The sequence below is a fragment of the Rhodococcus gordoniae genome (assembly GCF_001646655.1).
Classification (GTDB): Bacteria; Actinomycetota; Actinomycetes; order Mycobacteriales; family Mycobacteriaceae; genus Rhodococcus; species Rhodococcus gordoniae.
Genome location: NZ_LPZN01000017.1, coordinates 178,470 through 202,692, shown reverse-complemented (window position 1 = coordinate 202,692; position 24,223 = coordinate 178,470). Strand labels below are relative to the sequence as shown.

The window sequence follows — 24,223 nt, the reverse complement described above, 5'->3', positions numbered from 1 at the left end:
ATTCATCTACGACTTTCGATAGAGACCGCGTGAAGCAGCGCAGTCCGGAGCCACACGGGCGACACACGCAGCCGATACGGACAGAGACAGCACCCGACCGTCGGACCGAGCGGTAGATCTAGTCGATGGTGCCGTCGATGATCCCCCGCGCCCGTGCCTGTGCCACAGCTGCGGTCCGGGATCGCACACCCAGTTTGCCGAAAGTGTTCGTCAGGTGCGTCTTCACCGTGCCCTCGCTGAGGAACATCCGACGCGCTATCTCTCGGTTGGAGAACCCTGCGGCCACAGCCTCCAACACCTGAATCTCACGTGGGGTGAGGGTCGGGCCCGCACGCATCTGCGCCATCAGTTTCGAGGCCACCGACGGTGACAACGCGCTCGCACCCCCTGCTGCCGCGACGATTGCCGTGAAGAGTTCGGCCGGCGCAGTGTCCTTGAGGAGATAGCCGCTGGCGCCGGCCTCGATTGCGCGCAGAATCTCGGCATCGGTGTCGTAGTTCGTCACCACCAGTACCCGCGGAGCGTTCGGCAGAGCCCGGATCCGGCTGGTCGCCTCCACGCCGCTCAGTCCGGTGCCGAACCGCAGATCCATGAGAACGAGGTCGATCCCCCCCTCCCTGCACAGCGCAACGGCTTGTTGACCCGTGGAGGCTTCGGCGACGATCGAGACTGCATCCGAATGCAACTCGAGCAGCGCTCGTAGTCCGGCGCGGACGATCGCATGGTCGTCTGCGAGCATCAGCCGGATCATCGGAGCTCCTCCCCTTGCTGTGGAAGCGGAAACGTCACCGACACTGCGGTGTGGCCGGGCTCCGATTCGATGAACCACTGCCCATCGAGCTGCTCGACCCGGGTCCGCATGGCATTGAGCCCGAAGTTGTGTGCGGACGGATCGTCGAGGATCGCGGTATCGAAGCCCCGTCCGTCATCGACCACGTCCAGGTGTACGGCGTCAGCACCATAGCCGAGGGTAACCACCGCGTGGCCGGCATCGGCATGGCGCACCACATTCGAGACCGCGCCCTGGACGAGGCGCACCAGCGCCGACTCCAACGGCATCGGCAAGGACACCGCCTGCCCCTCGACGAGAAGACGCACGTCAACCCTCCCCGCCGCGGCTCGCTCACACACCCTGCCCAACGCGTCGGCGAGCGAACTGCCCGCCAGGTCAGCGGGCGAGAGAGCCGCGATCAGACGTCTCGCGTCCGCCAATCCCGCCGACGCGGTCCGCCGAGCCATGACGATCTTGTCCGCAACACCCGGGGGCAGATCTTCGGCCTCAGCGGCGTGCAACAGCATCTGAATGCTGCTCAGCCCCTGCGCGACGGTGTCGTGAATCTCGCTGGCCAACCGCTCACGTTCGGCCAGTTCGCCCGCGGAACGCTCGGTCTCCGCCAGCTCCGCGCGAGTGCGATGCAAATCCTCGATCAACTGCTGCCGGCGCTCCGTCTCGTAGAACAGCACCCGAAAACCGAGCCCGACAACGACACCGACCACAGCCCCGAGCAACGACCCGACCAGCGCTCCGCCCCACTGTCCGCGAGTGTGGACGCCGATCAGCACGTTGGCACCAGTGATCACCGCCACCGCAGACACAGCGGGCACGAGCGGCACCTCGGTCATGAAGAGCAGGATGAGCCCGAACGATACGTACGCCGCGTCGGCGCCCAGAAGCGCCATCGCCACCCACACTGCACACAATGATCCCAACCAAGCGAATCGCGCAGCCGGAGCACGCAACGAACTGGCACCTACGATGTGAACGACAACGAACAGCGCAGTCAACGCACCGATCCATCCCGCCGATGCTTCGGAAAGCAGCACCGCACGCAGCAGGACGATCAACGCCAGCACGACAACGAGCACGTGCAGGCCCAGACGAAGTCGTGCGCCCCGTGTGAACGCGGATTCATCAACCATCACCACACACGATAACGACGGCCTTGTTCACCAATCGTCGCGGCCTCTGCGGGACGGACAAAGCTCCTCGGACATCGCTCCCATTCCTGAAGCCGTTCAGATCCAGGTGCCGCGTGACACCGGCTCGTCGTTCGATCCGCAGATCGTCAAGAAACGACAGCGGCGACTGATCGGGGTCGATGAGATCACCTTGTCGCTATCGGCGAAGGGTCCGACCACCGGGGAGATCTTCGCCCACTTCGACGACGCCTACTGAGCGTCGGTGTCGAAGAACACGATCAGCAAGATCACCGACAAGGCGCTCGACGAGATGGCCGGATGAACCGGGCGGCCGCTCGATCCGGCGTATCCAGTGCTGTTCATCGACGCGATCCACGTCAAGGACCGCTTACGGACAGGTCGCCAACCGACCCGTCTACGTGACCGTCGATGGCCACCGCGACATCCTCGGACTGTGGGTCGGTGGCGGCGGCGAGGGAGCCAATTCCGGCTCGCTACGGAGGCTGTTGCAGAATGCAGAGGTGTCGCCGGTGTCGTCAATGGCGGTTGTCTACGAGAATTGGTCATTATCAAGGGATATCGTCCGGTGCAGCGTGATCGGGTGTTCCTTCTTCCGCCGGACATGCGGGAGTGACTTCCTTCGGATCACCTCGTCTTGGACGACGATCGAGCTGCTCGATACCAGTGCGGTCGGTCGGTGTCGCCGGGTCGTTCCCGGCACCGTCGACGTGCTCGAAATCCACGGTCCCGACGACTGGGTGCAGTTGTGCCGGCGGTTTCCGCTCGAGGTCATCGCGCAGAAACGCCCCGGCTGGTACCGCACCACCGGCCGCGACGGACGGTGGGTGCTGCCCGACTGGCGGGCCGTCGCCGAGGTGTACGGCGGAGTGCACCTGAACGTGGCCGGGTATCTCGCCGCTGCGGTCACGTCACGGTGATCTGGCGGGTGTGCCATCCGCTGGCCCCGTCGGGAATCGGCTGTGCGCGTTGCTCGGTCTGGAGCTGTCCGGTGCCGTCGATCGCTCGCACCTGCAGCGTGTGATTGCCCGGAAGGGCCGACCATTTCCACGACCATTGCCGCCACGTATCGATCGAGTACTGCGGTGTCAGAGTGGCTTCCGCCCATGGCCCGTCATCGACCCTCACCTGCACTCGCGAAATGCCGCGGTGCTGTGCCCACGCGGTCCCGGCGACCATGACCTCGCCGGCGGGGATTCGTGCGAAGGAGGCCGGGACGTCGATGCGGGAAGCTGTTTTGACGGGGGCCTGCTCGGCCCAGCCGCGCTGAGTCCAGTAGGCCTGTGCCCGGTCGAACCGGGTCACTTCCCAGTCGACGACCCACTTGGTGGCGGAGACGAACCCGTACAGACCCGGTACCACCTGCCGCACCGGATAACCGTGCTCGAACGCCAAGGGTTGCCCGTTCATCGCCACCGCGAGCAGCGCGTCTCGGCCGTCACGCAGAACCGCGATCGGTGTTCCGACAGTGAACCCGTCGGTGCTGGTCGAAAGCAGCATGTCGGCGTCGGCGGACACCCCGGCCTCGTCGAGTAGCTCCGCCATCGGATAACCGACCCAAGTGGCGGTGCCGGCGAGCTCACCACCGACCTCGTTGGACACACAGGTCAGGGTGATGGTCCGTTCGATGGGGGTACGGGCGATCAGGTCGGCCCAGCGCACAGTGATTTCGCGTTCGACCATGCCGTGGATGCGCAAACTCCAGTCGTCGGTGGTGAGCCTCGGGACCTGGAGGGCGGTGTCGATTCGGTAGAAGGCGTCGTTGCCGGTGATGAACGGTGTCGCCCCGGGTATCGCCAGGTCGGTGCCCGCAGCAACTGCCGCGGCGCGATTTCTCGGCACGACGAATGGGACAGTAAATGCGGCGCGGTTGCGCACAGCATCAGCGATCGAGCCTGCGAGGTGACGTCCGGCTGCACCCGCGGCTACCGCCACCGCCGCTGCGGTACCGGCCAGCACCAGGAAGCGTCGACGGGACACGCCCGCCCGCGTCCGTGAGACACCATCGAGTTCTCGAGCGCTGTGAGTGAGCAGCCGCAGCGCGACGAGGCCGGCGACCAACCCCACGATCGTCGGCAGCGCATCGAGGGCGCTCGCCCCGGGGCGAGATACAGCGGCATAAACTCCGGCCAGACCGAGGGCTATGAGCACACCGCTGCCGAAGGGACGACCAGGGCGTTCGACGAGTCCAGCGATGGCTGCAAATACCACGATCAGCACGCTCATTCCGATGAACAGCGCTGCCTTGTCGTCGGTACCGAAAGTGGTGATCGCGAATTCCCGCGCCCACGCCGGACTTCGGTCGACGGTCGTGGAGCCGACTGCGAAGAACGGGGAGGTCGACGGCCCGAACGGAACCGCCATCAGTTCCCCGATACCCAGCGCGACAGCGACGGACAGTATCCCGGCAAGTCCCTTGGCCAGCGCCGTCGATCGCCACGACGAGCGAGGGCTGCCGGTTTCCGAGGGGTCGGAATGCCCTGCGGCAGCATCCTCGTTCGTCGTCATCTGTGCCGTCCTTACTGTCGGGGTCGTGTGGACTTCGGAGCCGCCCGCGAATCGGATGGGTGCGAGTCCCCGAGCATGCTCGAGAAATCGTCTGGAGCGGACCCATCCGCACAGGGATCGGTACCGAAGACCCTTCTGACAGCCGGGACAGCAGTGCACAACTCTGGTGGCCCGACCCTTGACCGATCGAAGGTGGATTTCATGATCACGACCCGCGCCGCAGCTGCCGTCAGCCTTACTGCCGTAGCCGTTCTGGGACTGTCGGCTTGTTCGTCGGACGGCGACCAGACGACCACAGCCGACTCGACGACGGCAATGACGGAATCGATGCCGGCGACTGCGACCATGCAGGCCGACTCGGCTTCGGGCCTGGTCGGGCCAGGTTGCTCCGCCTACGCCGAGCAGGTGCCTACCGGCGCCGGGTCGGTCGAAGGCATGGCACAGGATCCGGTGGCCGTCGCCGCTTCGAACAATCCCCTGCTCACCACCCTCACACAAGCAGTGTCGGGCGAACTGAATCCGCAGGTGAATCTCGTCGACACGCTCAACGGCGGTCAGTTCACCGTTTTCGCACCGGTGGACGAGGCTTTCGCCAAGATCGATCCGGCCACTATCGACACACTCGAGACGGACTCCGCTCTTCTGACCACGATCCTGACCTATCACGTAGTGCCGGGCCAGCTCAGCCCCTCTGATGTGGACGGCACACACACCACCGCAGAAGGGTCGACCCTCACGGTCACCGGTAGCGGGGACGACTTGAAGGTCAATGACGCTTCAGTCGTCTGTGGCGGTGTACAAACCGCCAATGCCACGGTCTACCTGATCGATTCGGTCCTGATGCCTCCCACCAACTAGCTTCGTGACACCGGATGGCCCCGGGTTCACAACCCGGGGCAATCCGATCGGACCGTCACCGGAAAGGGTCGTCCCAGCAATCGATTCGACCCGCCGGCAGGACGTTCCGGCTGCGTCGGCGGTTGTCGGGTTGGATTCATCGGCATCACTATCTGCTGCGCAGCCGGTCGCCGGAACGCCGAGCGACGACGTCGTTCCAGGCGGCCGAAGTCGACGCTCAGGGCTCTCGGCGGAGCAGGAACTCGAGTGCGACACGCTCGAACGCTTCCTTGGCTTCGAGCATTACCCAGTGCCCGCAGTTCGGGAAGATGTGGAGCTCGGCTTTGGGCGCCAATCGAAGTGGAACGAGTGGCATGTCGGGCGGACACTGCCGGTCATCGAGTCCCCAGGTGAACAGTGTCGGGCACTGAACCTTCCGCATCATCGACCAGTACGGCGGTGCGTCGGAGGACTCGAGCGCGCTTTGCTGTTCGATAGCTGCTTGGGATCCGTACATCGCGGCAAGTGTCTTGTGGGAAGCAGGGTCTTTCGCGGTCTCCCACCGCTCTTCGATGCGCTCTTCCGTGATGACGGAAGGGTCGTAGACCATGCAGTTGAGCCATCGCACCAGCTTCTCGCGACTGGGTTCGTCGGCGAAGTCGCGCAGCAGCCGAGTGCCTTCGCTGGGCTGCTGGCTGAAGATGTTCGGCCCGACCCCGCCGATGGTGATCAACTTCGAGACCCTGTCGGGGTGCCGCATCGCGACATGGATGCCAACGACACCGCCCATCGAATTGCCGATGATCGCAGCAGATTCGATACCGACGGTATCCATGAACCGTGTCACCGCGGCGGCGGCTGTCGCGATGGGGTAGCCGTCCACCGGGTCACTGATACCGAATCCCGGAAACTCCAGCACGTAGCAGTGGAACTGCTGCGCCAGCGTCGCGAGGTTTCCGCGGTAGTTGCGCCATCCGCTGACGCCGATGCCTGAGCCGTGTAGCAACAACAGAGGCGGACCGTCACCGGCCTCGTGATACCGCAACACCCCTTCATCGGTGACGACTTCTCTCTTGCTCTCCTCGTAGGAAATGTCCTCTGCCTGCGATTCGATCGTCATGGACATCTGGCTCCTCCACTCTGTAATCAACGGGCGAGTCGACGTGGCGCGCCCGAGCCGCGTGGGCGGGCGGACTCTGAATTGTCCTCCGTCGGGCGACACGACGACAGTAGCAACTATCTGTCATAGATCAATAGACTTATTCACGGCTCGATGTTGACACTTCTGCACTCACCGCATCACATGTTCGAGAAACTCATGCTTCGAGGACTTCATGGGCGGGTAAGATTTGGCCGGCCGAGACCGTCGAGGGCGGCGCCATGCAGAGGCTCTCGGCCAGCGAATTGGCGTGCGCCGACATGAAGCAATACTCTGATACATCAAAGTAGGTGTAGACGGAGGAGAAGCGCTCGGTGAGGGATGAGACTGTCGACAACTCGCTGTCCGAGGTGCTCGACGACCGACTCGGCACCCACGTTCGGCGAATCTCGCGGCTGATCATCGACGCGAAGGCGGCGGCCCTGCGTCCACTCGACCTCACCGTGCCGCAGTATGCGACCCTCCTGTCGATCAGGCACCTCGAGCCGACCTCTGCAGCGCAGCTCGCACGAACTGGGCAGAGCACCCCCCAAGCGACTGCCACGATGTTGGCCACTCTCGAGAGCAAGGGCCTCATCAGTCGGCGACCGTCCCCGATGCATCAGAAGCTCGTAGAGGTACGGCTGACAACGCTCGGCGCGAAGGCCATCGAGGAAGCCGACGACCTCGCGGCAGGCATCGAGGCCGAGCTGCGCGCCGGCATCGGCGAAGACCTGTTCGACAGCGTCCTCAGAATCGAGCAGATCGCGAAGGATCTACTTCAGTAGGTCCCCGTAGTAGGCCCCTCCGCGGTGACGAAGCGAACCGCCCCGGGTGACCAGGAAAATGGCCGAGGACCTTCGTCGGTTCCGGGCCGAAGATCTGGGATGAGCCCACACCTCGATGAAGGCGCGGCCGCGGCGAATTCGGGAACACCCTCTTCGTCCGCAAGGAAGGCAAGCGATGGACGATCACCTGGGGCGCTCATCCCACTCCTCGCTGCCGGAGCGACCACTGGAGTACTGGATCTCTCCGGGCCCGGCGCGGCCGAGCGACCCGGAGGCTCGCTCCCGCCTGCGCGAACTGGCCGACACCCGGGGCGCTGTGACAGCAGCCCGGGAGCGCAGATCGGGGCCGGCGCGGTTCTCATTCTCACCGGGGTCTTCATCACCATCCTGGGCGGAGGCGTCGGACCTTCGGCCGCCCTCGGAATCATCGGAGCGGGACTCCTGGTTCTCGATGCTCGGATGCCGCCGCCTTCGATCCCGGCTGCCCAACACGCGACGCACCCTGATCACGCGCGGACCGGGATCGACACGGGGTGGCATCAGCATGATCGCCTTCTTCGCCGTCGTCCTCGGCGCGGTATTCGGCTACAGCGTATTCGACAACGGGGCACGAGGAGGCTCTCCTCGAACAGGACCTCCGGACGTGGCGCGATCCTGTCGGCAATGCCACGTACGGGCCTCTCTGACTGCTGCTCGCACCCAAGCCGGCGTCGTTGATCGCAGATGTCATGTGCGAGTTGAGGAAACGAAACGATGTGGCGTAGAGGAAGTGGACCGACCCGGGTCGGATCGACGAGTGACCACCGGATACGTCGAACGCCGACGATCGCTGCCCACCACCACCGTGTCATGGCTATAGACCCTACGAGGAGCAACTCGGAAGGTTTCGATGCTGATCGCGTCCCGGACTTTGCACACCTGGTCCGGCAGGTTCGGACGACGGGCCGACAGTCGAACGCACACCGGCCGTCACGAGCCCAGCCGGTACTCGCGTTCCACTCCGGCCTGGGGCGGTTACCGCGACGCCGTGGCGACCGCCACCTCGAGGGTGCCGGCGGCGGGCGCGCTGTCCACGGTGACCACCGGTGTGCCGGTGCGGGTACCGATGAACGTCTGGGCGAGATGGTTGACGCTGGGGTAGCCGAACACCTCGACCACTTCCGAGGTACTCGAAGGGGAAAGGTATACCGGTGCTCCACCGGACCAGACTTCACCGGTGTCGGCGCCACTGAAGTCGACTTGGAGCACGCACCGGCCGGAGACCGGTGCAGAAGCATCCTCCCCCTGGCGGAACGCGACGGCGACGAAACGCGCCGACCATCCGATGGATCCGTCACCACTGAAGGTGAACATCACCCGATCCTCATCGGTACCGACGATGTCGACGGAGTCGAGCACGGGATAGACCACCGCCGGCGGGGTCTCGCCGGGTGCGAACGTGCCGTCTGCAGGCATTCCTGTCGGGCGGGGCGGCGCAGAAATTCCTACCCGCAGAGTCCCGGTGAAGGACTCCACCCGCTCGCAGGACATCCCGGACGCATCGCCGGTTCGCGCGCCGGGTCCAGTGATCTGCTCCCCGGTTGCGCATCCTGCGGCCAGGACCGCGAGCGAGAGGATTACTGCGGCCATACGGACAGGTACCTGCATGATCGCGAGACTCCCTTCGACACCCGTGGGGTATGCAGGGCACCTTAACGCGAAGACCGGGAGGGGAGTTTGCACGCACCGTGATCGGGGCGGCATCTCCCGGCCATCGAATCGGTCGCGGTTATCGTCTCGTCGAGGTCGACGCACCGCCTCGAGCTCCCTCTCGAGGTTCTCCATGGCCCTCTCCCCCGATCGAACCGATGGCGGTACATCCCGGTCGGGATCGCTTCGACCTCCGATCGACTCGGCACATGATTGCGGTGCGGATCGTCGTGGCCCCGCTTGGTGTACGCCATCCTTTCGACGATGTTGCGCTGGGCAATGAGTTCCTGGAGCACGCGCGCACTCACCCCACATTCTTCCCCGCCTGGAACAGGGTTCCGCCGAAAACATGCGGGGCGCGCACCCACGCACCAAGATCAGAAATGTTGTCCCATCATCCGACCACAAGGAACCCTCCATGCGATCGATCCTCCGCACCGCCTTTGTCACCTCCGCAGCCGTTCCCCTGGCTGTGGCCGTCCCCGGTCTCGCCGCAGCCGCCGACGCGAGCGAAGTCACCTACGCCTTCGGAGTCGACGGCCACAGCGTGACCAATACAGTCACCAACAACACCGGCGGTATCCTGACCTGCGCGACGTCGCTCGCACCCGCGCCCGGCGGGGTCCTTCCCCCAGTGAGTGAAGTCCTCTACGGCACGCAACTCGGCACTTCCAGCGACATCCGACCGGGCGCCACCGTGCACACCGTGATCGATGTTCCCGACGGTTCCTACGTCGCCTTGGCGTCGTGCGTAAATGCCGACGCGACCGCCATGTGGGTCTCCGACTATCCCGGCATCGAAGAAACTCTGGCGCTGTTCCCGTACGAATCGTTCACCGTCGAACAGGCGGCAACAGTGGTCACCGTGCCGGCCGAACTCCCGGCGCTCCCGTCACCCGGCAACGAGCCGGTGCCCAACCCGTTGTTCGGCAGCAGCAACTAACCACCCTCACGCTCCGCGCACGACTGTGGCCTGCACCCCTATATCGGTGCAGGCCACAGTGTTTCCTCAGGGTTCGGGGAACGAGTAGTGCAGCCCGGTGCACACCATTCGACGCGCCGAGGCCGGCAATTCTCAGGAAGCGCTCAGACCTCACCGTCGAGAGTCGACACGACCAACGGCACAGGCCGGCCCGTCTTGGACTGGAATCCGCCAACAGAGGGTTGTCGACCAGCACCCAGCCCGCAAACTCGTCGTACTCCGCACCTTCGAACACCCTGCCTGCCCCCCGGTAGATCTAGTCCCGGAGCTCGACAACGACCTGCGGATTCACCTTGATGTTGTACCACCAGGCCGGGTACCTGTCCTCCGTGAACGAGCTCACGAACATGACGTCGCCCCGGTACAGAGGCGCCAACGGAACCGGATGCCGCCTCCTGCTCCTGGCTCCCCTGGTAGTGGGCAAGATGAGATCCCCACCCGCGTAAGCACCACCCACCTTGCCCGAATTCTCCCGAAACTCCCTGATCACATCATCATTCCAATCGACGATGCCGCCCTGCCCGTCCCAAGCCTGGTTCCACGGCGCATCGGGATCGCAATAGTCGGTGATATCGGCCCGATCCGACCGACTCGCAGCCGCAAAGATTCCGCTCATGACCCGAGTGCCGCAAATGCAGGACAGTTGCCGTCCTGAATACGGTGCTCGACGCGGATGTTCGGCAAGAACCGCTCGATGTCGACAGCGACACGAATCACCCTACGTCGCCACGGTGGACACCCCGCTCCGGGAGAAGTGTTGCGCGCCGGGTTCAGTAGGGGCTCTCGGCTACCCGCTCGGTTGTTCCGGCTGGACTGTGTGAATGCCAGTAGGATTGTTCGACTGTCGGTGACAGCGTTGTCGTACGAATCGTCAGACGTGGTGGCAGGCCACGAAGTGGTTGTCGCCGACCTCGCGCAGCTGTGGTTCCTCGGCCGCGCAGTTGTCGGTCGCGAGGGGGCACCGCGTCCGAAAACGACAGCCCGATGGCGGGTTCAGTGGCGACGGCAGGTCACCTTCGATCTGCCCGACGTCCAACGCGTCTGCGTGATGTCGTTCGGGGTTGGGAATCGAATCCAGCAACAGTCTCGAATATGGATGCCGCACAGCATTTTCCATGTTCGCAGCGGGCGATACCTCACAGACCTTCCCGAGGTACGTCACCATCACCCGGTCACTGATGCTCTTCACCACCGCCATGTTGTGGGCGATGAAGATCATCGACAGGTCGAACTCGCTGATGTGGAAACTCCTCGAAGCCTCCCAACCGCGTTGAGCCCTCTCGGAACAAGGCGGGACTGGACAACATGGACTCTCCCGAGTCCGCTGCCGGAACGAAGGGCAGGTTACGGGATAACACCGATGCCGACGACCTCGAGATCGTGACCGATGCTCAGCCTTCCGCCGAAGCCCGCCACGCATGCCGCCCAGGTCTCCTCCGGGCGGTTGCCGGGAACCATGTGCGAGAGCACCACCGTCCCGACCCCGCCTGCTGTGCGATCGGGTCGATGTCATCGATGTGTGTGACTCGGTCAGATGCTGGTACAGCCCCTCCTGGGCGTCGGTGCGCGGTTCGAGGTCGGTCCGGTGTCGCCGGAGAGGACGATCGATCCGTCGTTGGTGTCGAACCGTACTACACGAGCAGGTCGACCGACCTTCCGCTTGGGAGACCTGCTCGTGCATTCATGGGGCTGCTCGACGACCTGCCGTCACATCGGCCGTGGAGTGACGGACCTTACTCACAAGGATGCAGGTCTACCTGTCACGGTGCGGTTCCGGACTCAGGGTTGACGGCCGCCAGCGCGGTGTTCAAGGCCTGACTCGGCCGCATCACGGCCACGGTCTTATCGCCGTCCGGCTTGTAGTAGCCGCCGATGTCGACCGGCGCGCCCTGCACCTCGATCAGCTCCCGCACGATCGTGTCCTCGTCTCTGGCCAGCGTCTCGGCCAGCGGGGCGAACTGTTCTGCGAGTTCCGGATCACCGGTCTGCGCGGCAAGTTCCTGCGCCCAGTACATCGCGAGGTAGAACTGGCTACCCCTGTTGTCGAGCTCGCCGACCTTGCGTGACGGGCTCTTGTTCGTCTCCAGCAGCTTGCCGGTCGCTGCATCGAGCGTGTTTGCCAGGATCTTGGCGCGCTCGTTGCCGGTCTTGATGCCGAGGTCCTCCAGGCTTACGGCCAACGCCAGAAACTCCCCAAGCGAATCCCAGCGCAGGTGGTTCTCCTCCACCAATTGCTTGACGTGCTTGGGCGCCGACCCGCCGGCGCCCGTCTCGTAAAGGCCGCCGCCCGCCATCAGCGGCACAATCGACAGCATCTTGGCGCTCGTACCGAGTTCGAGGATCGGGAACAGGTCGGTAAGGTAGTCACGCAGGATGTTGCCGGTCGCGGCGATAGTGTCCATCCCGCGGATCAGCCGCTCCAGCGTGTATCGCATCGAACGCACCTGCGACATGATCTGGATGTCCAGGCCGTCGGTGTCATGATCCTGCAGGTACAGCTCGACCTTCTTGATCAACTCGTTCTCGTGAGGGCGGTACGGGTCGAGCCAGAACAGAACCGGCATACCGGAGTTGCGTGCCCGGGTGACAGCGAGCTTGACCCAGTCGCGGACCGGCGCGTCCTTGACAGTGCACATGCGCCAGATGTCACCCGCCTCGACATGCTGCGTGAGCAGCACCTCACCGGTGTCGACATCGACGAAGTTGGCTTCGCCCTCCTCCGGAACTTCGAAAGTCTTGTCGTGCGAGCCGTACTCCTCGGCCTTCTGCGCCATGAGCCCGACGTTGGGGACGGTACCCATGGTCGTCGGGTCGAACGCGCCGTTGGTCTTACAGAAGTTGATGATCTCCTGATAGATGCGCGCGAAAGTCGACTCCGGCATGACCGCTTTCACGTCCTTGGGTCTTCCGTCGGCGCCGTACATCTTGCCGCCCGAGCGGATCATCGCGGGCATCGAGGCATCCACGATGACATCGCTGGGTGAATGGAAGTTCGAGATGCCACGGGCGGAATCGACCATGGCCAACTCGGGACGGTGCTCATGGCAGTTGTGCAGGTCCTGCTTGATTTCGTCGCGCTGCGTGCTGGGCAGCGTCTCGATCTTGTCGTACAGGTCGCCGAGACCATTGTTGACGTTGACGCCCAGTTCGTCGAACAGCTTCTGATGCTTGGCGAAGGCGTCCTTGTAAAAGGTCTTCACCGCGTGGCCGAAGACGATGGGGTGCGAGACCTTCATCATCGTCGCCTTGACATGGAGGGAGAACATCACGCCCGTCTTGCGCGCATCCTCCATCTGCTCCTCGTAGAAGTCGAGCAACGCCGTCTTGCTCATGAACATGCTGTCCATGATGTCGCCCTTACCCAGGTCCACCTCGGACTTGAGGACGATCGTCTCACCGCCCTCGGTCACCAGCTCCATCCGAACCTTGCGCGGCCGGTCCAGCGTCATCGACTTCTCGCCGTGGTAGAAGTCGCCGTGCCGCATGTGCGCGACGTGGCTGCGTGAGGCCATCGACCACTCGCCCATGCTGTGCGGGTGCTTACGGGCGTACTCTTTCACCGCCCGAGGTGCGCGCCGATCGGAGTTGCCCTCTCGCAGGACCGGGTTGACCGCACTGCCGAGAATCTTGCCGTAGCGCTCCCGGATTGCACGCTCCTCGTCCGTCTTCGGGGCGTTCGGGAAGTCCGGGACCTGGTAGCCCTTGCCCTGCAGTTCCTTGATGGCGGCCAAGAGCTGCGGCACAGACGCGCTGATGTTGGGCAGTTTGATGATGTTGGTCTCGGCCAGTTGCGTCAGTCGCCCCAGCTCGGCAAGGTTGTCCGGGACGCGCTGTTCTTCCGTAAGGCTGTCGGGGAACTCGGCCAGGATTCGCGCTGGCACCGAGATGTCGCTGGACTCGATCTCGATGCCCGCGGCACCGGCGAAGGTACGCACGATCGGCAGGAAGGCGTAGGTCGCGAGCAACGGTGCCTCGTCGGTCAACGTGTAGATGATGGTCGACTGCTTATCGGCGCTCATTTTTGTCTCGTCTCCCACGTCTGTTCGGACCGCATCACGAAGTGCTCCGTGCGGTAGTGCATCGGCTTTCAGGCTACGTGCGAGAACACAAGAACCATATTTACCCGCCGGTAGCGCGACTCCGCCACCAGGCTCCGACGGCCTGCTGGACGCTCTACCGGGAACGTCATGGCCGCTCGCGACCAAGAACGCGCCGTCCAGCGGGATCGGCTCGAGTGCCGACGATGCGTCGGCCCCGGTGCAGCATCGGGGAGCAGGCCGCGACCCGGACACCGGAGCGTGGATCTCCGATGCCGGGGTCACCGAACCACCTACACCCCCGTGCTTCCGGCGATGCTCCGGTCACTGAGACCACCCGCGCGGCATCCTGGTTCACTGCCGGCGGTGCCGTGGCTGCACGCGTAGCGGGCGCCCCGAGGAGCCTCCCGTCCCTGCCCGGCCTTTCCTCCACGCACGAGAGTCTGCGCGTGCTCCACCTCGGTATGCCGAGTCGAGTCGGTGACGTCGATCATCGGTGTCACCCCGGGCTCTTGTGCTGAGGCACTCCCTGAACCGAAGCGGTTGTTCCACGGACGAGCACATTCTTCGATCACGTCGTCGGCCACCTCCGTCTTTCCGGTGAGAATGACACCGAACTGTTCGACAACATGATGGCGACCGTGGAGGGCTTTTCCATGAAGCCGGCCCATACATGTCAGAGGCCGGCTGACGGGGTAGCGTCAACCGACCGGAAGTTCTGCGGCCAGCGCAGGCGGGCCGAGCGTCGATCGCAACATCCCCTGCCGGAGGAACGGCGACCATAGACCCGTGGCCCTTCCTCCCAGCCGGAAGGCTATTGCCGATAGTGGCTCAAGAAGTTACCGAGGCGATCGAGCGCCGTACCGAGTTCATCGACCCTCGGCAGAGTCACCAGCCGAAAGTGGTCGGGCTTGGACCAGTTGAATGCCCGGCCGTGACTGATGAGGATCTTTTCCGAGCTGAGGAGGTCCAGGGCGAACTTCTCGTCGTCGACGATGCCGAATCGATCGGTATCAAGGCGCGGAAACAGGTATAGCGACCCTCGCGCTTGCTCACAACTGACACCGTCGATCTCGTTGAGCATCCGGTGAGCGAGGTTGCGCTGTTCGGTCAACCGCCCCTTCGGCAGAAGCAGGTCGTTGATGGATTGATAGCCGCCGAGCGCCGTCTGAATGGCATGCTGCGCCGGGACATTGGCACACATCCGCATATTGGCGAGGAGCTTGATGCCCTCGATGAAACTGAAGGCGCGGTGACGTGGACCGGTAATGGCCAACCAGCCCGCGCGGAACCCGCACACCCGGTAGGCCTTGGACAGCCCCGAGTAGGTCAAACACAGGACGTCGCTGCCGGTCAATGAAGCCAGATTGGTCACGTCCTGGTTGTCGTAGACGATTTTCTCGTAGATTTCGTCCGCGAACAGTACGAGGTCATGTCTGCGTGCGATGCCGGCGAATCGTTGGAGCACTGCCGGCGAATAGACGGCACCTGTGGGATTGTTCGGATTGATCACGACGATGCCCCGGGTGCGGTCGGTGATGCGCGCCTCGAGGTCTTCGAAATCCGGAGCCCAGGCGCTGACCTCATCCGTCAAGTAGTGCACCGGTGTTCCGCCCGCAAGCGCCACGGAGGCAGTCCACAGCGGATAGTCCGGTGCTGGAATGAGGATCTCGTCCCCAGGATCGCACATCGCTTGGAGGGTCATCGTGATCAGCTCGGAAACGCCGTTTCCGAGGTAGACATCGTCTACGTCGAGTGCAGTAATGCCCCTGCTTTGGTAATACTGCACCACCGCGGTCCGGGCGGAGAACAACCCGCGTGAGTCGCAGTATCCCTGAGAGGTGGGGAGATTCCGGATCATCGCCATCATGATCTCGTCGGGAGCTTCGAACCCGAACGGCGCCGGGTTACCCACATTCAGCCTGAGGATAGTGTGACCCTCGGCTTCGAGTTCTTCCGTCTTGTCCAGGATGCGTCCGCGGATGTCGTATCGCACCTGTTCGAGTTTGCGAGCCTGGTTGATGGGGCTACTCATTGAAGGGCGCTCTCCCGGGTTGTCTTGGCATTGGCGTCAACTCACCCTTCCGGTCGGGAATTTCTTGTAGGCTGCGGTTCGATCACCGAGCCCCTCGAGACCCAGCGCTGACGCGAACCGGTATCCGCTTCGAAAGCTCTCGCAGTGAACCGTCCCGATGCCAGTTGCATGACAGCGAATCCAACTTATCAGACCAGTCGTTCTGTTTTCATCCCGTTTTCGACCCGTCGGCATGCGTGACGGCGGTGCTGGCACCGGTAGCGGTGTCGGCGGCACTTCTGCCTTGTTCCGGTCGTTCTTGTTCCGGTCCTTGTTGCTATGCGGGAGCATCGGCAACACCCCGGTCCTCACCGTGACAGGACTGCGACCAGGAAATCGAGTACCGACACGAACTCGAGTGGTGAGCGCCAGGCAGGTAGGCGACCACGCCGTCGACGTGGATGCAGCGATATCGCCGCGCGGGATCCGGATCAGCGTCGGGTCCGGTGCGTTCATCCGACCGCCGCGAACTGCCGGGCCGCGGCGAGGACCTTCGGGCCGACGTCGGGGAGGTCTCCTTCGCGCAGCAGCAGCGCCGGCGGACGGTCGTCGAGGAGCGGGTTCAGGCCGGGGAACCAGGTCTGGGCCACGGCGGCGGGGCGGGCCCGGGAAACTCTTCGGACTACCCTGCACCCCACCGAGATTCCAGGGTAAAAAGGGGACCGCGTCCGCCCCCGGAGGGATGGGGACGGACGCGGATGCGGTCGGTGAGCGGGTTCAGAGCACGATGCCCAGGGCTGCAAGCAGGCCGCCGAGGGTCAGGGCGAGAGATCCGAGAAGCATGTGTATTCCTCCTGTGCAGTGTGGGATCGAATGTGCATCCTGTGTCGGACGCTGGTCCAGGAATACCCGTCGCAGCGCTTTCGACACATGAGCTTTATCAAAAATGTGCTTGTTATCGGACAGTGACCTCGGTGCGGTCGGCGCCGACATCACCCGGGCTGATCGGAGAGCATCCGACGCGCAGCGCGATCGCGAGCTCCGGCCCGGGTGAAAGGAGGGGGCAGCACGAACTGGTCTCCGGTGCCGACGACTTCGGGCCGGTGCGCTGGTTCACCACCCATACCAGCTCGATGCGCTTGTTCGACAGTGGCTGAACCGAGGGTCACGGCAGCACACAATGACCACCGAGCAGGCTCGGGCGTGCGAATGCCAAGGGTGTTATCGCCCCAACGCCAAGTGAACGAGCCGACACGACCACCAGGCCATGCGGTAACGGATGCCGAAGGGTGTGGGTCAACACACCGGATCGTCGGTGTCGTTGCTGAGGGAGGCGCTCAGCAACGCGAGCTGCACGGTGCCGGTATACGGCGCCGACGATCCCAGATCCGATTCACGCTCGGAATACAGGTGGATGTTGACGTAGTCCGGATCGTTCGTCCGTCGTGACACCGCATCCCGGGCGTGGCCTTCGAGACGTTCCGAGTGGTGATCGACGCTCAGGCAACTGTTGGGACCGGTCGCGTTCGTGCCACCGGTCGACTGTCCTCGACCGCATCTTCGGGCAGCAGTTGCCGGGCGGCATCCAGGGCCACATCCTCGGCCACCGCGTCAGCGAACACCACATCAGCGCTCCACAATTCGTGCCCGCCACGGTCACCCCGATCGGAGTAATCCTCGAGGCACAGCACGGTGTCGGCGGCGAAGCGGAACGCGTATCCCCGACCGAAGGTGAACTCCCCAGGCGGGAGGTGCACTCGGACAGTGGCACCGCCTCGAAGCGTCCCTGGTACCAGGACAGAGTCGAGGCGCTCACCTGGGGCCGAAGGCGGTGCGCAGATAACTGCACAGTCTCGACGCCGACGCTACCGGTGTCCCCTGGGCGACGTCGTCGTCGATCGCCTGTTCCCAGCTGCGGTATCCGCTGGCCACCTCCGCGCAGGTCTGCGCGATCATCACCGCGAAATCCTCCCGCTGGGCGAATGTGGCGGCTTCGCCGTCGAGTCCGTAACCGGTACCGTCGGCGCGGGCACCGAGCTCACACACCAGCGCATCGCTCACCCCCGCTGCTTTCAGTCGGGCCTCGACACTGCTGTCCGACGTCTCGACGGGCAGTCCTTCGTCGTCGCCACCCGGTTGCCGCTTCTGCGGTGCGGTTTCCGAGGTCACCGTCGCGCCGGCTGATGTCGGGGTTTCGAGCAGAGACCGGGGTCGGTGTCGTCACGCGTACCACAGGACACGAGCCCCATCGTCAGTACGCCACGCGCAATCCGGGAAGCCGAACGCATTAATATCACGGCGCCCTCTGAGGTAATGCGCTTTCGAATCATTCACCAGGAACCCCCTGACAAACGCGACAATGACGTGTGTGATCGTATCGATAACACATGACGCCTTATTCATGCATATCCACACGTATTCGTGGTTGTCTCTCGCAGACGAAGGATCGGACATTCCGCGAGGTGATCGACATTGCCTCGGCGGCCGAGCTGCAATGGTCGACCGTCAGTTGGCATAAGGAGATCTGCCACGGTGGCAGCTGAGTCAGCGTGGCAGATCTCCTCAGGGGCAGTGGAGTTTTCGGGAAGAACCCTCCGATCTTCCCGGTGGACTCCGGTCAGACCACGGTGTCGATCAGGTCCGCGCTACCGGTCGACAGGGTCTGCAGAACGACGTTGAAGTTCTCGATGAAGGCATTCAGGATCTCGGTCATCATCTTCTCCTCGTGTCGATTCGAACCCGGCCCGATTCGTACCGGGTCGCCCGGATTTTCCCGGGCTGGCATCTGGCTACCCGTCGAAACAGAGGAATAACCCCCCTCCTGCAGAAAATAAGTGATCCGGTTCACAATCACCAGGTCGATATCTTCCCCGTCCCGATTCCTTCTTCGTCGGTCCCGGCGACGGTGTTCTTCGCGCTGGTAGAGATCCCCTGCAGCGGCTCGGACCCGAGCGGGGGCATGCGGCGATCTGTGTCGCGGCCACCTTGTCGGTCTCCGGTTGTGATCATGCGAGCCTGTGCTGCGTCGCGGTAAGCAGAGTGTCACCGCCGCGGCCACCAGTGATCTCGCTGCGCGCATCGACCGCTCGAACAGCGACTCGGCCAGGGGTCCGTGCGTGGATGCCATCTACGAGCAGCTTCTTTACAGCGCCGTCTCCTGAGCCGGGTTGATTCACCGGGTCGGCCGAACCTCACCGGATCGACCCCGGGCCAGCGTTGGCTGTTACCGCGATGCTGCTGCACGCGATCTGGGCCTCGATCGAGGCCCTGGCTGCCGGCCACCCGGTCCTCATTTCGTACCGATGTTCGCGGTCATCATCATCGCGCCCGTCGTCGGCATCAAGGTGCACGCGGCGACCCCACGCCGGTTCTGCGCGACATCCTCGCACCGGAGGTTTCCGCCGGGGGCTCACCTTCACCGAGCTCGACGCGCTCGGTGGCGCTCGCCGCGCCGTGGAGCCCTTCCTGCGTGACGCGGACTCGATGCGCGTCACGCGTGCATTACACGCACTGCGTGCAATGCACGCTCGCGTTTGCCTCCCGATAATTCCACCCGTTATGTTAACTAGTGATCGTAGCTTCGTTCACCACTCACCTGACCTTCGGCTCAGCCGAAGATGTCCGGCAGTTGATACTTCCACTGCCGCGAGTCGGCCTCATACCGTCGACTACGTCCGGCTACGGCGGCGAGCTGTTCTGGTGTAACGCCAGTCTCAAGAAGGAGCCTGAACGTTAAGACCCACCGCAGCGACTGGTTGAGTGCATGGACGTCGAGGATGTCTGGATTGCGCCCTGCTTCGTTCTCACCCAAACCGTGGGCGCCAGCAACGCGTTGGGCGTGCACGGCGTTTCTCCATCGACCGATTTTGCCGACGGCCGAAGGGACTGCTTCGGCGACGGGCTCGGCGATTCCTCTGAGCCGCTGGGGGTACGACTGGTCCGCCCACCATGTCCCCAGAGCGTTCAATAAGCTCTCCTTGACCGGTTCCTCGACCATTGAGTCACGTAACGCTTCGACTGCCTGCTCGATCTGAGCATCCGAGAACCGCACTGCATTCGGGTAGAGCCGGCGGTGAAGCATTTCGGCGGCGGTGGCGAGCGTGAGAGCCTCAGTATCAACGGTGGCGAATTCGCCGCTCCACGCGGCGGCGAGGATTTGCGGGACTGGGGACACCCGCGGCGACAGGTCCAGCCATCGGGAGAGGAAGTCGTTGTCGACGTCGCCGCGGTATAGAAACAGCTCACCAGCACTTTTCGGGGCGGCTGCGTCGACCTGGTATCCCAGCACGTTCACGCTGATGTCGCCCTCGATCAACCCGAGTCGTCGAACTGAGCTTTCAGCTCCGGACAGCATCGTCATCAAGCTCGCGATCGGTGTCGCGACTTGAGAGAGGGCGTCAGTCAGGACCAGTCCGTCGTCGATGTTGAACACCGCGGCGGTGTTCGTCGAGACCTTGAAGCCGTCGAACGCTGGCGGTGAGATCGTGGCCGATGAGACCAGACGGACCTGCCCCGGCGGGTTGATCAGTACAGCTTGTGGAGCGTCGGGGAGTTCAACGGAGAATCCGCGTGGGCCGCGACCACTCGAAGGAATGGTGTGCGTCGTCGTCGGAATCCCGGCCCAGTCGTGCAGGTTCGTGGCTTCTACCCGGATCTCGCCGAACCGCTGGGTTTCGTCAGGGATGTGGTCGCCGACGAGACACCAATCCATTCGCATCTCATGGTTGCCTGGAGCCTCCTCGTCAGGCATCGCGAATCCGATTGAGCGGCGGCGGGTCGTGCGCACGCCCCAGAGAGTTACCGCGCTTGGGTTCACCGCAAGCGAACCCAGAACGGCGAATCGAGCAGGCTCCGAGTCGTTGTTGCTTCCGACCCATCCACCGCTCGGCTGCTGACTCCACCTCACAGTCGGCGTAAAACCTGGACTCACCTCCAGAGTGACGCGATTGTCGCTGAACCGCAGTACACCAGTCCGTTGCGGGCTTTGTCCCTTGCCGTTCGAGTCAACGACTTGGAATTGACCGATCGACTCCGAGGTCGGATCTGGAAACTTCTCAAATGCCACGGACAGGATCGTATTCGAGCCAGGCACTGTCACCGTGAGACCCGTCAGTTCGAACGGGGCGTGGTGCTGCTCTGGTTGCATTGTGCACGAAATGCTCGACTTCGATGGATAATCGGGGTTATCCATGATTTATCGCAGTGGCGGAACTGCGCAAGGGTGACCCCGCCAATCAGCGCCATCCTGCGATCCGAAGGACGCCACGTCGAGAGGCCGTCAAGCCCGCTGGCACGTGCGAGTTGCTACCGGGGATCCTCTGTGGGGTCGGAAACCGGGTTCTGGACCACTGTGTGTGATGGTGCGACACTGCGACTCAGGGTAGGGATCCTGGCAATTCCGCCTGGCAGACTTCGGCCATGTACCGGAACCGAGGCACCGGAAACAACGGTCGCCACGAGTACTACAGCACCAGCGACGTCGGTGAGGAACTGCCGACCGTCCGGCACGGTGACTTCGAACAAGCGGACTGGGATATGCGCTTTTTGTCCGCGCTGACCAGACATCTGTCGGCACGACCCTGGGACACTGGGGTGTACGAGATCGAACGGCTGAGCTGGGCGGATTCGGTCATGACGTTGGTGGTGCGGGTATGGGGTCGCGATGACTCCGGCCTGGTCGGTTGGCGCGAACACCTGCCCACAATCCGAGCAGGTTTCGCACCCGACGATCCGGAGACAGTCGCGAGCGCCTGGCACACCGGCGAGTTCTGTCCCAGCTACCTGCCGCACCCGTATTCGCCTGGCCCCGACGGTATTCACTGGATCGGGACCCGGCGACCGTCTCACCCCGACAACCGGTGATACCGACCCCGCCGCTGGATCGTCACGGAAGGGTGGACCAGAACCGGACACCGTCACGTTAGGCACGCCGGCGCCGAGCCGCTCCACCGTTCGGTGCCCGCTCGTGCCTCCAGTCGACCAGCGACCGGGCGAACTTCGACATCCTTATACGCTCTAGCAGCTAATACAAGATAAAGTAGGATTTCTCATCTAAGCTTGTACACGTCGAGGGGACGAGCATGGCCGAAACATCACAGCTTCTCTCCGGCGCGATCGCGCTGCTGCGTCGTGCCGGCATCCGCCTTGTCTCCGGTTCCCTCGACGCCTGGGACCTGACTCTGCCCGACGGCCGGGAATTGCCGACCCGGGTGCGCATATCCCGGCGGCCACCCACCCCCACGGTCCTCGCCCGGCTGCTCGCCGAACCGAGCCCAGCCCGGCGCGTGCTCGTGGTAACCCCACACGCCACGGCGCATCTGCGCACTCTCGCGACAAACGGCGAAATCGATCTCATCGCCGTGGACGAAGACCTACTCGTATTCGCCGGCGCGCGCTACGACGTGACCGAAAACGCAACCCCTACATCCCCTGCCGCATCTGCTGCCCGGGGCCGCAAACCCTGGGTGCGCTGGGCTCTGGCCCGGGTCCTGCTGCTCTCGGATAGGGCGCAAACCCAACACCGGCTCGCCGAGACACTGGAGGTCTCCCAGCAGGCAGTCTCACTCGCCCTCAAACAGCTACAGGCGGTGCGGCGCACCGAGCACGGCTGGTTCGCCGCATCCCCCGAGGAGTTGCTCGCGGACTATCTGGCCGGCTATCCCGGTCCCGGTGGCGCCGTGACCTACTGGTACGGCCTGGATCCGGTGATTGCACAGGCCACCGCCGTTGTTGACTTCTGCGCCCGGCAGGATGTGGCAGTGTTGATCAGCGGCGATGCCGCGGCCGATGTGTACGCCCCATGGCGGCTGCCGACCCGGGCGCTGCTCTACACCGATCGGTTCGTCGACCTGAGCGCCGCGGGCTTCAGTCCCGCCACCGAGGCCGAACACACCATGGCCGTGCAGGTCCCCGCCGATCCGACCCTGTGGCGCACCGCGGAGATCAGCGAGCCAGTGCTGTTGGCCGATCCGCTGATCACTGCGGGCGATGTGCTGCGCACCGGTGGCGCTGATGCCGCCGAAGCCGCCGATCATGTGTTCGCCACGATCCGTCAGAAGGCTGCTCTGTGACTGATATGGCCGAGGTGGAGATCCTCGCCGCGTCGAATGCCGCCGACCGCGGCCTGCGGGCGTTGGCCGATCTCGCCGCCGCTGCGGCCGGGGCCAACTATCGGGTCGTCGGCGGGCACATGGTGCACCTGCTCGGTCGCCTCTACCCCACCGACACCGCTGCCCGGGTCACCGCCGACGCCGATGCCGGCATGGACCCTGTCGCCGCAGCCGACGCCACCTTCCACACCGCGCTGCTCGCCCGCGGCTATCGGCTGGTGACCGGCAACCACTACGAGGCACCCTCCGGCGACGACACTCCCCTGTCCGTGGATCTGCTGGTTCCCGGCACCGGTGGTCGCCGGCTCGAACGCATCGAGTACGCCGGGCGCGGCTTCGACGCCATCCCCGGCCTGACCCTCGCGCTTGCCTCCGACCCTCTACGGGTGCGGGTGCGAGCACGGTTGACGACCAGCGAGACATTGCGTTTCGAGGTGCCGGTGCCCGGCGTCGAGCAGGCGGTGGTGCTCAAGGCGCTCGCCTGGCGCAGCCGCCTCGCCGCCAAGGATGTCGCCGACCTGTGCACCCTGCTGTCGATCACCCACGAACACCGAGACCGGCTGTCCGAGTGGAAGCTGCACACCGCCCGCACCGGTGCCCGCAAGGACGCAGCCCGGGCGCTGCACGAGCTGGTCACCATGCTCGACCGCGGCCAGCGCATCGACGGGCTGACCATCACCCCGGCGCGTCTGTCCGGCCTCATCCGCCGCTACGTCGCCGACCGCCACACACCCCGACCACCTACCGATACCGGCACCGCGCAGCACGTCGCTCGTGATGCCAACGGACAGGAGTCGTTGCTGTCTGCTCTGCGCGCCGCCGCGTCCGGTCACCCGCACCGCGCGAAACCCGGCACACCCGGCGGCAGTACGACCCCGCCCCAGCCGGAACCACCCGACCACAGTCCCCAGACCGGCCCCGAAATGGGGCTGTGAGTCCGCCCTCGCTTGGGAGGAACCCTCTCGCACGTTGCGTGAGCCACTCCGCGTGCACTGCGTGTGATGCGTGCATGCATCACACGCACTGCACTCATCTGTGCCGACGCGGATTCATGAAGTCCTGGGTCCACCCGTTGGTCCTGCGGTGACACGGCATGCTCCGTCGAACCGTCGAACACCGCAGATCTCCCCCTAGCAGGGGTTGACCAACATGCAGGTCCTCGAACTCGCCGCATCCCGAGACT

The 24,223-nt window shown here is 64.2% G+C and carries 22 protein-coding genes and 1 pseudogene; 9 read left to right on the top strand and 14 right to left on the bottom strand.

Translation table 11 applies throughout. The features are described 5' to 3' along the window. Positions 1–118: 118 nt before the first annotated feature. Together A8G18_RS10190 and A8G18_RS10185 are read right to left on the bottom strand one after the other, a co-directional pair. A complete protein-coding gene (locus tag A8G18_RS10190; RefSeq protein ID WP_064063767.1) occupies positions 119–751 on the bottom strand; it encodes a response regulator in 633 nt (210 codons plus the stop codon). Further along, positions 748–1,920: a sensor histidine kinase gene (locus tag A8G18_RS10185; RefSeq protein WP_064063766.1), complete on the bottom strand. Its 1,173-nt coding sequence runs from the start codon at positions 1,918–1,920 to the stop codon at positions 748–750. The genes A8G18_RS10190 and A8G18_RS10185 overlap by 4 nt, the downstream gene beginning before the upstream one ends. A 94-nt stretch (positions 1,921–2,014) precedes the next feature. On the opposite strand from A8G18_RS10185, the pseudogene A8G18_RS10180 reads away from it, so the two are divergent. Continuing rightward, positions 2,015–2,402: pseudogene (locus A8G18_RS10180) on the top strand (transposase); the annotation flags it as partial. A 246-nt stretch (positions 2,403–2,648) separates the two neighbouring features. Then, positions 2,649–2,858, top strand: coding sequence for a hypothetical protein (locus A8G18_RS22405; RefSeq protein ID WP_342435198.1), 210 nt, complete (start codon positions 2,649–2,651; stop codon positions 2,856–2,858). Here the strand turns inward: A8G18_RS22405 and A8G18_RS10170 are convergent. Continuing rightward, a complete protein-coding gene (locus A8G18_RS10170; protein ID WP_245207833.1) occupies positions 2,845–4,446 on the bottom strand; it encodes a molybdopterin-dependent oxidoreductase in 1,602 nt (533 codons plus the stop codon). The genes A8G18_RS22405 and A8G18_RS10170 overlap by 14 nt on opposite strands. Positions 4,447–4,647: 201 nt before the next feature. On the opposite strand from A8G18_RS10170, the gene A8G18_RS10165 reads away from it, so the two are divergent. Continuing rightward, entirely contained in the window at positions 4,648–5,304 is a 657-nt protein-coding gene (locus A8G18_RS10165; RefSeq protein WP_064063804.1) for a fasciclin domain-containing protein, read from the top strand. 217 nt (positions 5,305–5,521) lie between these two features. Here the strand turns inward: A8G18_RS10165 and A8G18_RS10160 are convergent, their stop codons facing one another. Then, the gene (locus A8G18_RS10160) at positions 5,522–6,409 is read right to left on the bottom strand and encodes an alpha/beta fold hydrolase (RefSeq protein ID WP_064063764.1); all 888 of its coding nucleotides are present in this window, start codon (positions 6,407–6,409) and stop codon (positions 5,522–5,524) included. Positions 6,410–6,756: 347 nt separating this feature from the next. Between A8G18_RS10160 and A8G18_RS10155 the strand changes: the two genes are divergently transcribed. Beyond that, the gene (locus A8G18_RS10155; protein WP_016934037.1) at positions 6,757–7,209 is read left to right on the top strand and encodes a MarR family winged helix-turn-helix transcriptional regulator; all 453 of its coding nucleotides are present in this window, start codon (positions 6,757–6,759) and stop codon (positions 7,207–7,209) included. A gap of 1,014 nt (positions 7,210–8,223) precedes the next feature. Here the strand turns inward: A8G18_RS10155 and A8G18_RS10150 are convergent. Then, positions 8,224–8,856 carry an AMIN-like domain-containing (lipo)protein gene (locus tag A8G18_RS10150; protein ID WP_245207832.1) on the bottom strand — a complete coding sequence of 211 codons (633 nt, stop codon included), beginning with the start codon at positions 8,854–8,856 and terminating at the stop codon, positions 8,224–8,226. A 460-nt stretch (positions 8,857–9,316) separates the two neighbouring features. Between A8G18_RS10150 and A8G18_RS10145 the strand changes: the two genes are divergently transcribed. Then, positions 9,317–9,841 (top strand): hypothetical protein, encoded by a 525-nt coding sequence (locus A8G18_RS10145; protein ID WP_016934039.1) that lies wholly within the window; start codon positions 9,317–9,319, stop codon positions 9,839–9,841. 295 nt (positions 9,842–10,136) lie between these two features. Here the strand turns inward: A8G18_RS10145 and A8G18_RS10140 are convergent, their stop codons facing one another. From A8G18_RS10140 to A8G18_RS10115, 5 genes are all read right to left on the bottom strand, one after another. Then, complete coding sequence (locus tag A8G18_RS10140; protein ID WP_242496860.1) at positions 10,137–10,496, bottom strand: nitroreductase/quinone reductase family protein; 360 nt, start codon at positions 10,494–10,496, stop codon at positions 10,137–10,139. Positions 10,497–10,751: 255 nt separating this feature from the next. Continuing rightward, positions 10,752–11,099: an oligopeptide/dipeptide ABC transporter ATP-binding protein gene (locus tag A8G18_RS23365; protein WP_245207831.1), complete on the bottom strand. Its 348-nt coding sequence runs from the start codon at positions 11,097–11,099 to the stop codon at positions 10,752–10,754. A gap of 541 nt (positions 11,100–11,640) precedes the next feature. Then, positions 11,641–13,899: an NADP-dependent isocitrate dehydrogenase gene (locus A8G18_RS10130; RefSeq protein WP_064063762.1), complete on the bottom strand. Its 2,259-nt coding sequence runs from the start codon at positions 13,897–13,899 to the stop codon at positions 11,641–11,643. Positions 13,900–14,731: 832 nt separating this feature from the next. Next, the gene (locus A8G18_RS10120; protein ID WP_064063760.1) at positions 14,732–15,952 is read right to left on the bottom strand and encodes a pyridoxal phosphate-dependent aminotransferase; all 1,221 of its coding nucleotides are present in this window, start codon (positions 15,950–15,952) and stop codon (positions 14,732–14,734) included. A gap of 491 nt (positions 15,953–16,443) precedes the next feature. Next, positions 16,444–16,581 carry a hypothetical protein gene (locus A8G18_RS10115; protein WP_167352083.1) on the bottom strand — a complete coding sequence of 46 codons (138 nt, stop codon included), beginning with the start codon at positions 16,579–16,581 and terminating at the stop codon, positions 16,444–16,446. Between the two features lie 324 nt (positions 16,582–16,905). Between A8G18_RS10115 and A8G18_RS10110 the strand changes: the two genes are divergently transcribed. Continuing rightward, entirely contained in the window at positions 16,906–17,088 is a 183-nt protein-coding gene (locus A8G18_RS10110) for a hypothetical protein (RefSeq protein WP_147290715.1), read from the top strand. A gap of 139 nt (positions 17,089–17,227) precedes the next feature. Here the strand turns inward: A8G18_RS10110 and A8G18_RS22785 are convergent, their stop codons facing one another. The 4 genes from A8G18_RS22785 to A8G18_RS10095 all read right to left on the bottom strand — a co-directional run bounded on the left by A8G18_RS22785 (position 17,228) and on the right by A8G18_RS10095 (position 20,996). Then, positions 17,228–17,383 carry a hypothetical protein gene (locus A8G18_RS22785; protein ID WP_157100848.1) on the bottom strand — a complete coding sequence of 52 codons (156 nt, stop codon included), beginning with the start codon at positions 17,381–17,383 and terminating at the stop codon, positions 17,228–17,230. Positions 17,384–17,430: 47 nt separating this feature from the next. Then, positions 17,431–17,688 carry a hypothetical protein gene (locus tag A8G18_RS10105; protein WP_064063757.1) on the bottom strand — a complete coding sequence of 86 codons (258 nt, stop codon included), beginning with the start codon at positions 17,686–17,688 and terminating at the stop codon, positions 17,431–17,433. A 55-nt stretch (positions 17,689–17,743) separates the two neighbouring features. Then, complete coding sequence (locus A8G18_RS10100) at positions 17,744–18,100, bottom strand: hypothetical protein (protein WP_064063756.1); 357 nt, start codon at positions 18,098–18,100, stop codon at positions 17,744–17,746. A 1,438-nt stretch (positions 18,101–19,538) separates the two neighbouring features. Beyond that, positions 19,539–20,996, bottom strand: coding sequence for an ApeA N-terminal domain 1-containing protein (locus A8G18_RS10095; protein ID WP_147290714.1), 1,458 nt, complete (start codon positions 20,994–20,996; stop codon positions 19,539–19,541). 353 nt (positions 20,997–21,349) lie between these two features. Here A8G18_RS10095 and A8G18_RS10090 point away from each other — a divergent pair, with 353 nt between their 5' ends. From A8G18_RS10090 to A8G18_RS10080, 3 genes are all read left to right on the top strand, one after another. Continuing rightward, the gene (locus tag A8G18_RS10090; protein WP_064063754.1) at positions 21,350–21,793 is read left to right on the top strand and encodes a hypothetical protein; all 444 of its coding nucleotides are present in this window, start codon (positions 21,350–21,352) and stop codon (positions 21,791–21,793) included. A 218-nt stretch (positions 21,794–22,011) separates the two neighbouring features. Further along, on the top strand, positions 22,012–23,001 hold the full coding sequence (locus A8G18_RS22400; protein WP_084421677.1) for a hypothetical protein: 990 nt from the start codon (positions 22,012–22,014) through the stop codon (positions 22,999–23,001). Beyond that, positions 22,998–23,975, top strand: a complete 978-nt coding sequence (locus tag A8G18_RS10080; RefSeq protein ID WP_147290713.1) for a hypothetical protein — start codon at positions 22,998–23,000, stop codon at positions 23,973–23,975. The genes A8G18_RS22400 and A8G18_RS10080 overlap by 4 nt, the downstream gene beginning before the upstream one ends. The last annotated feature ends 248 nt before the right edge of the window (positions 23,976–24,223 follow it).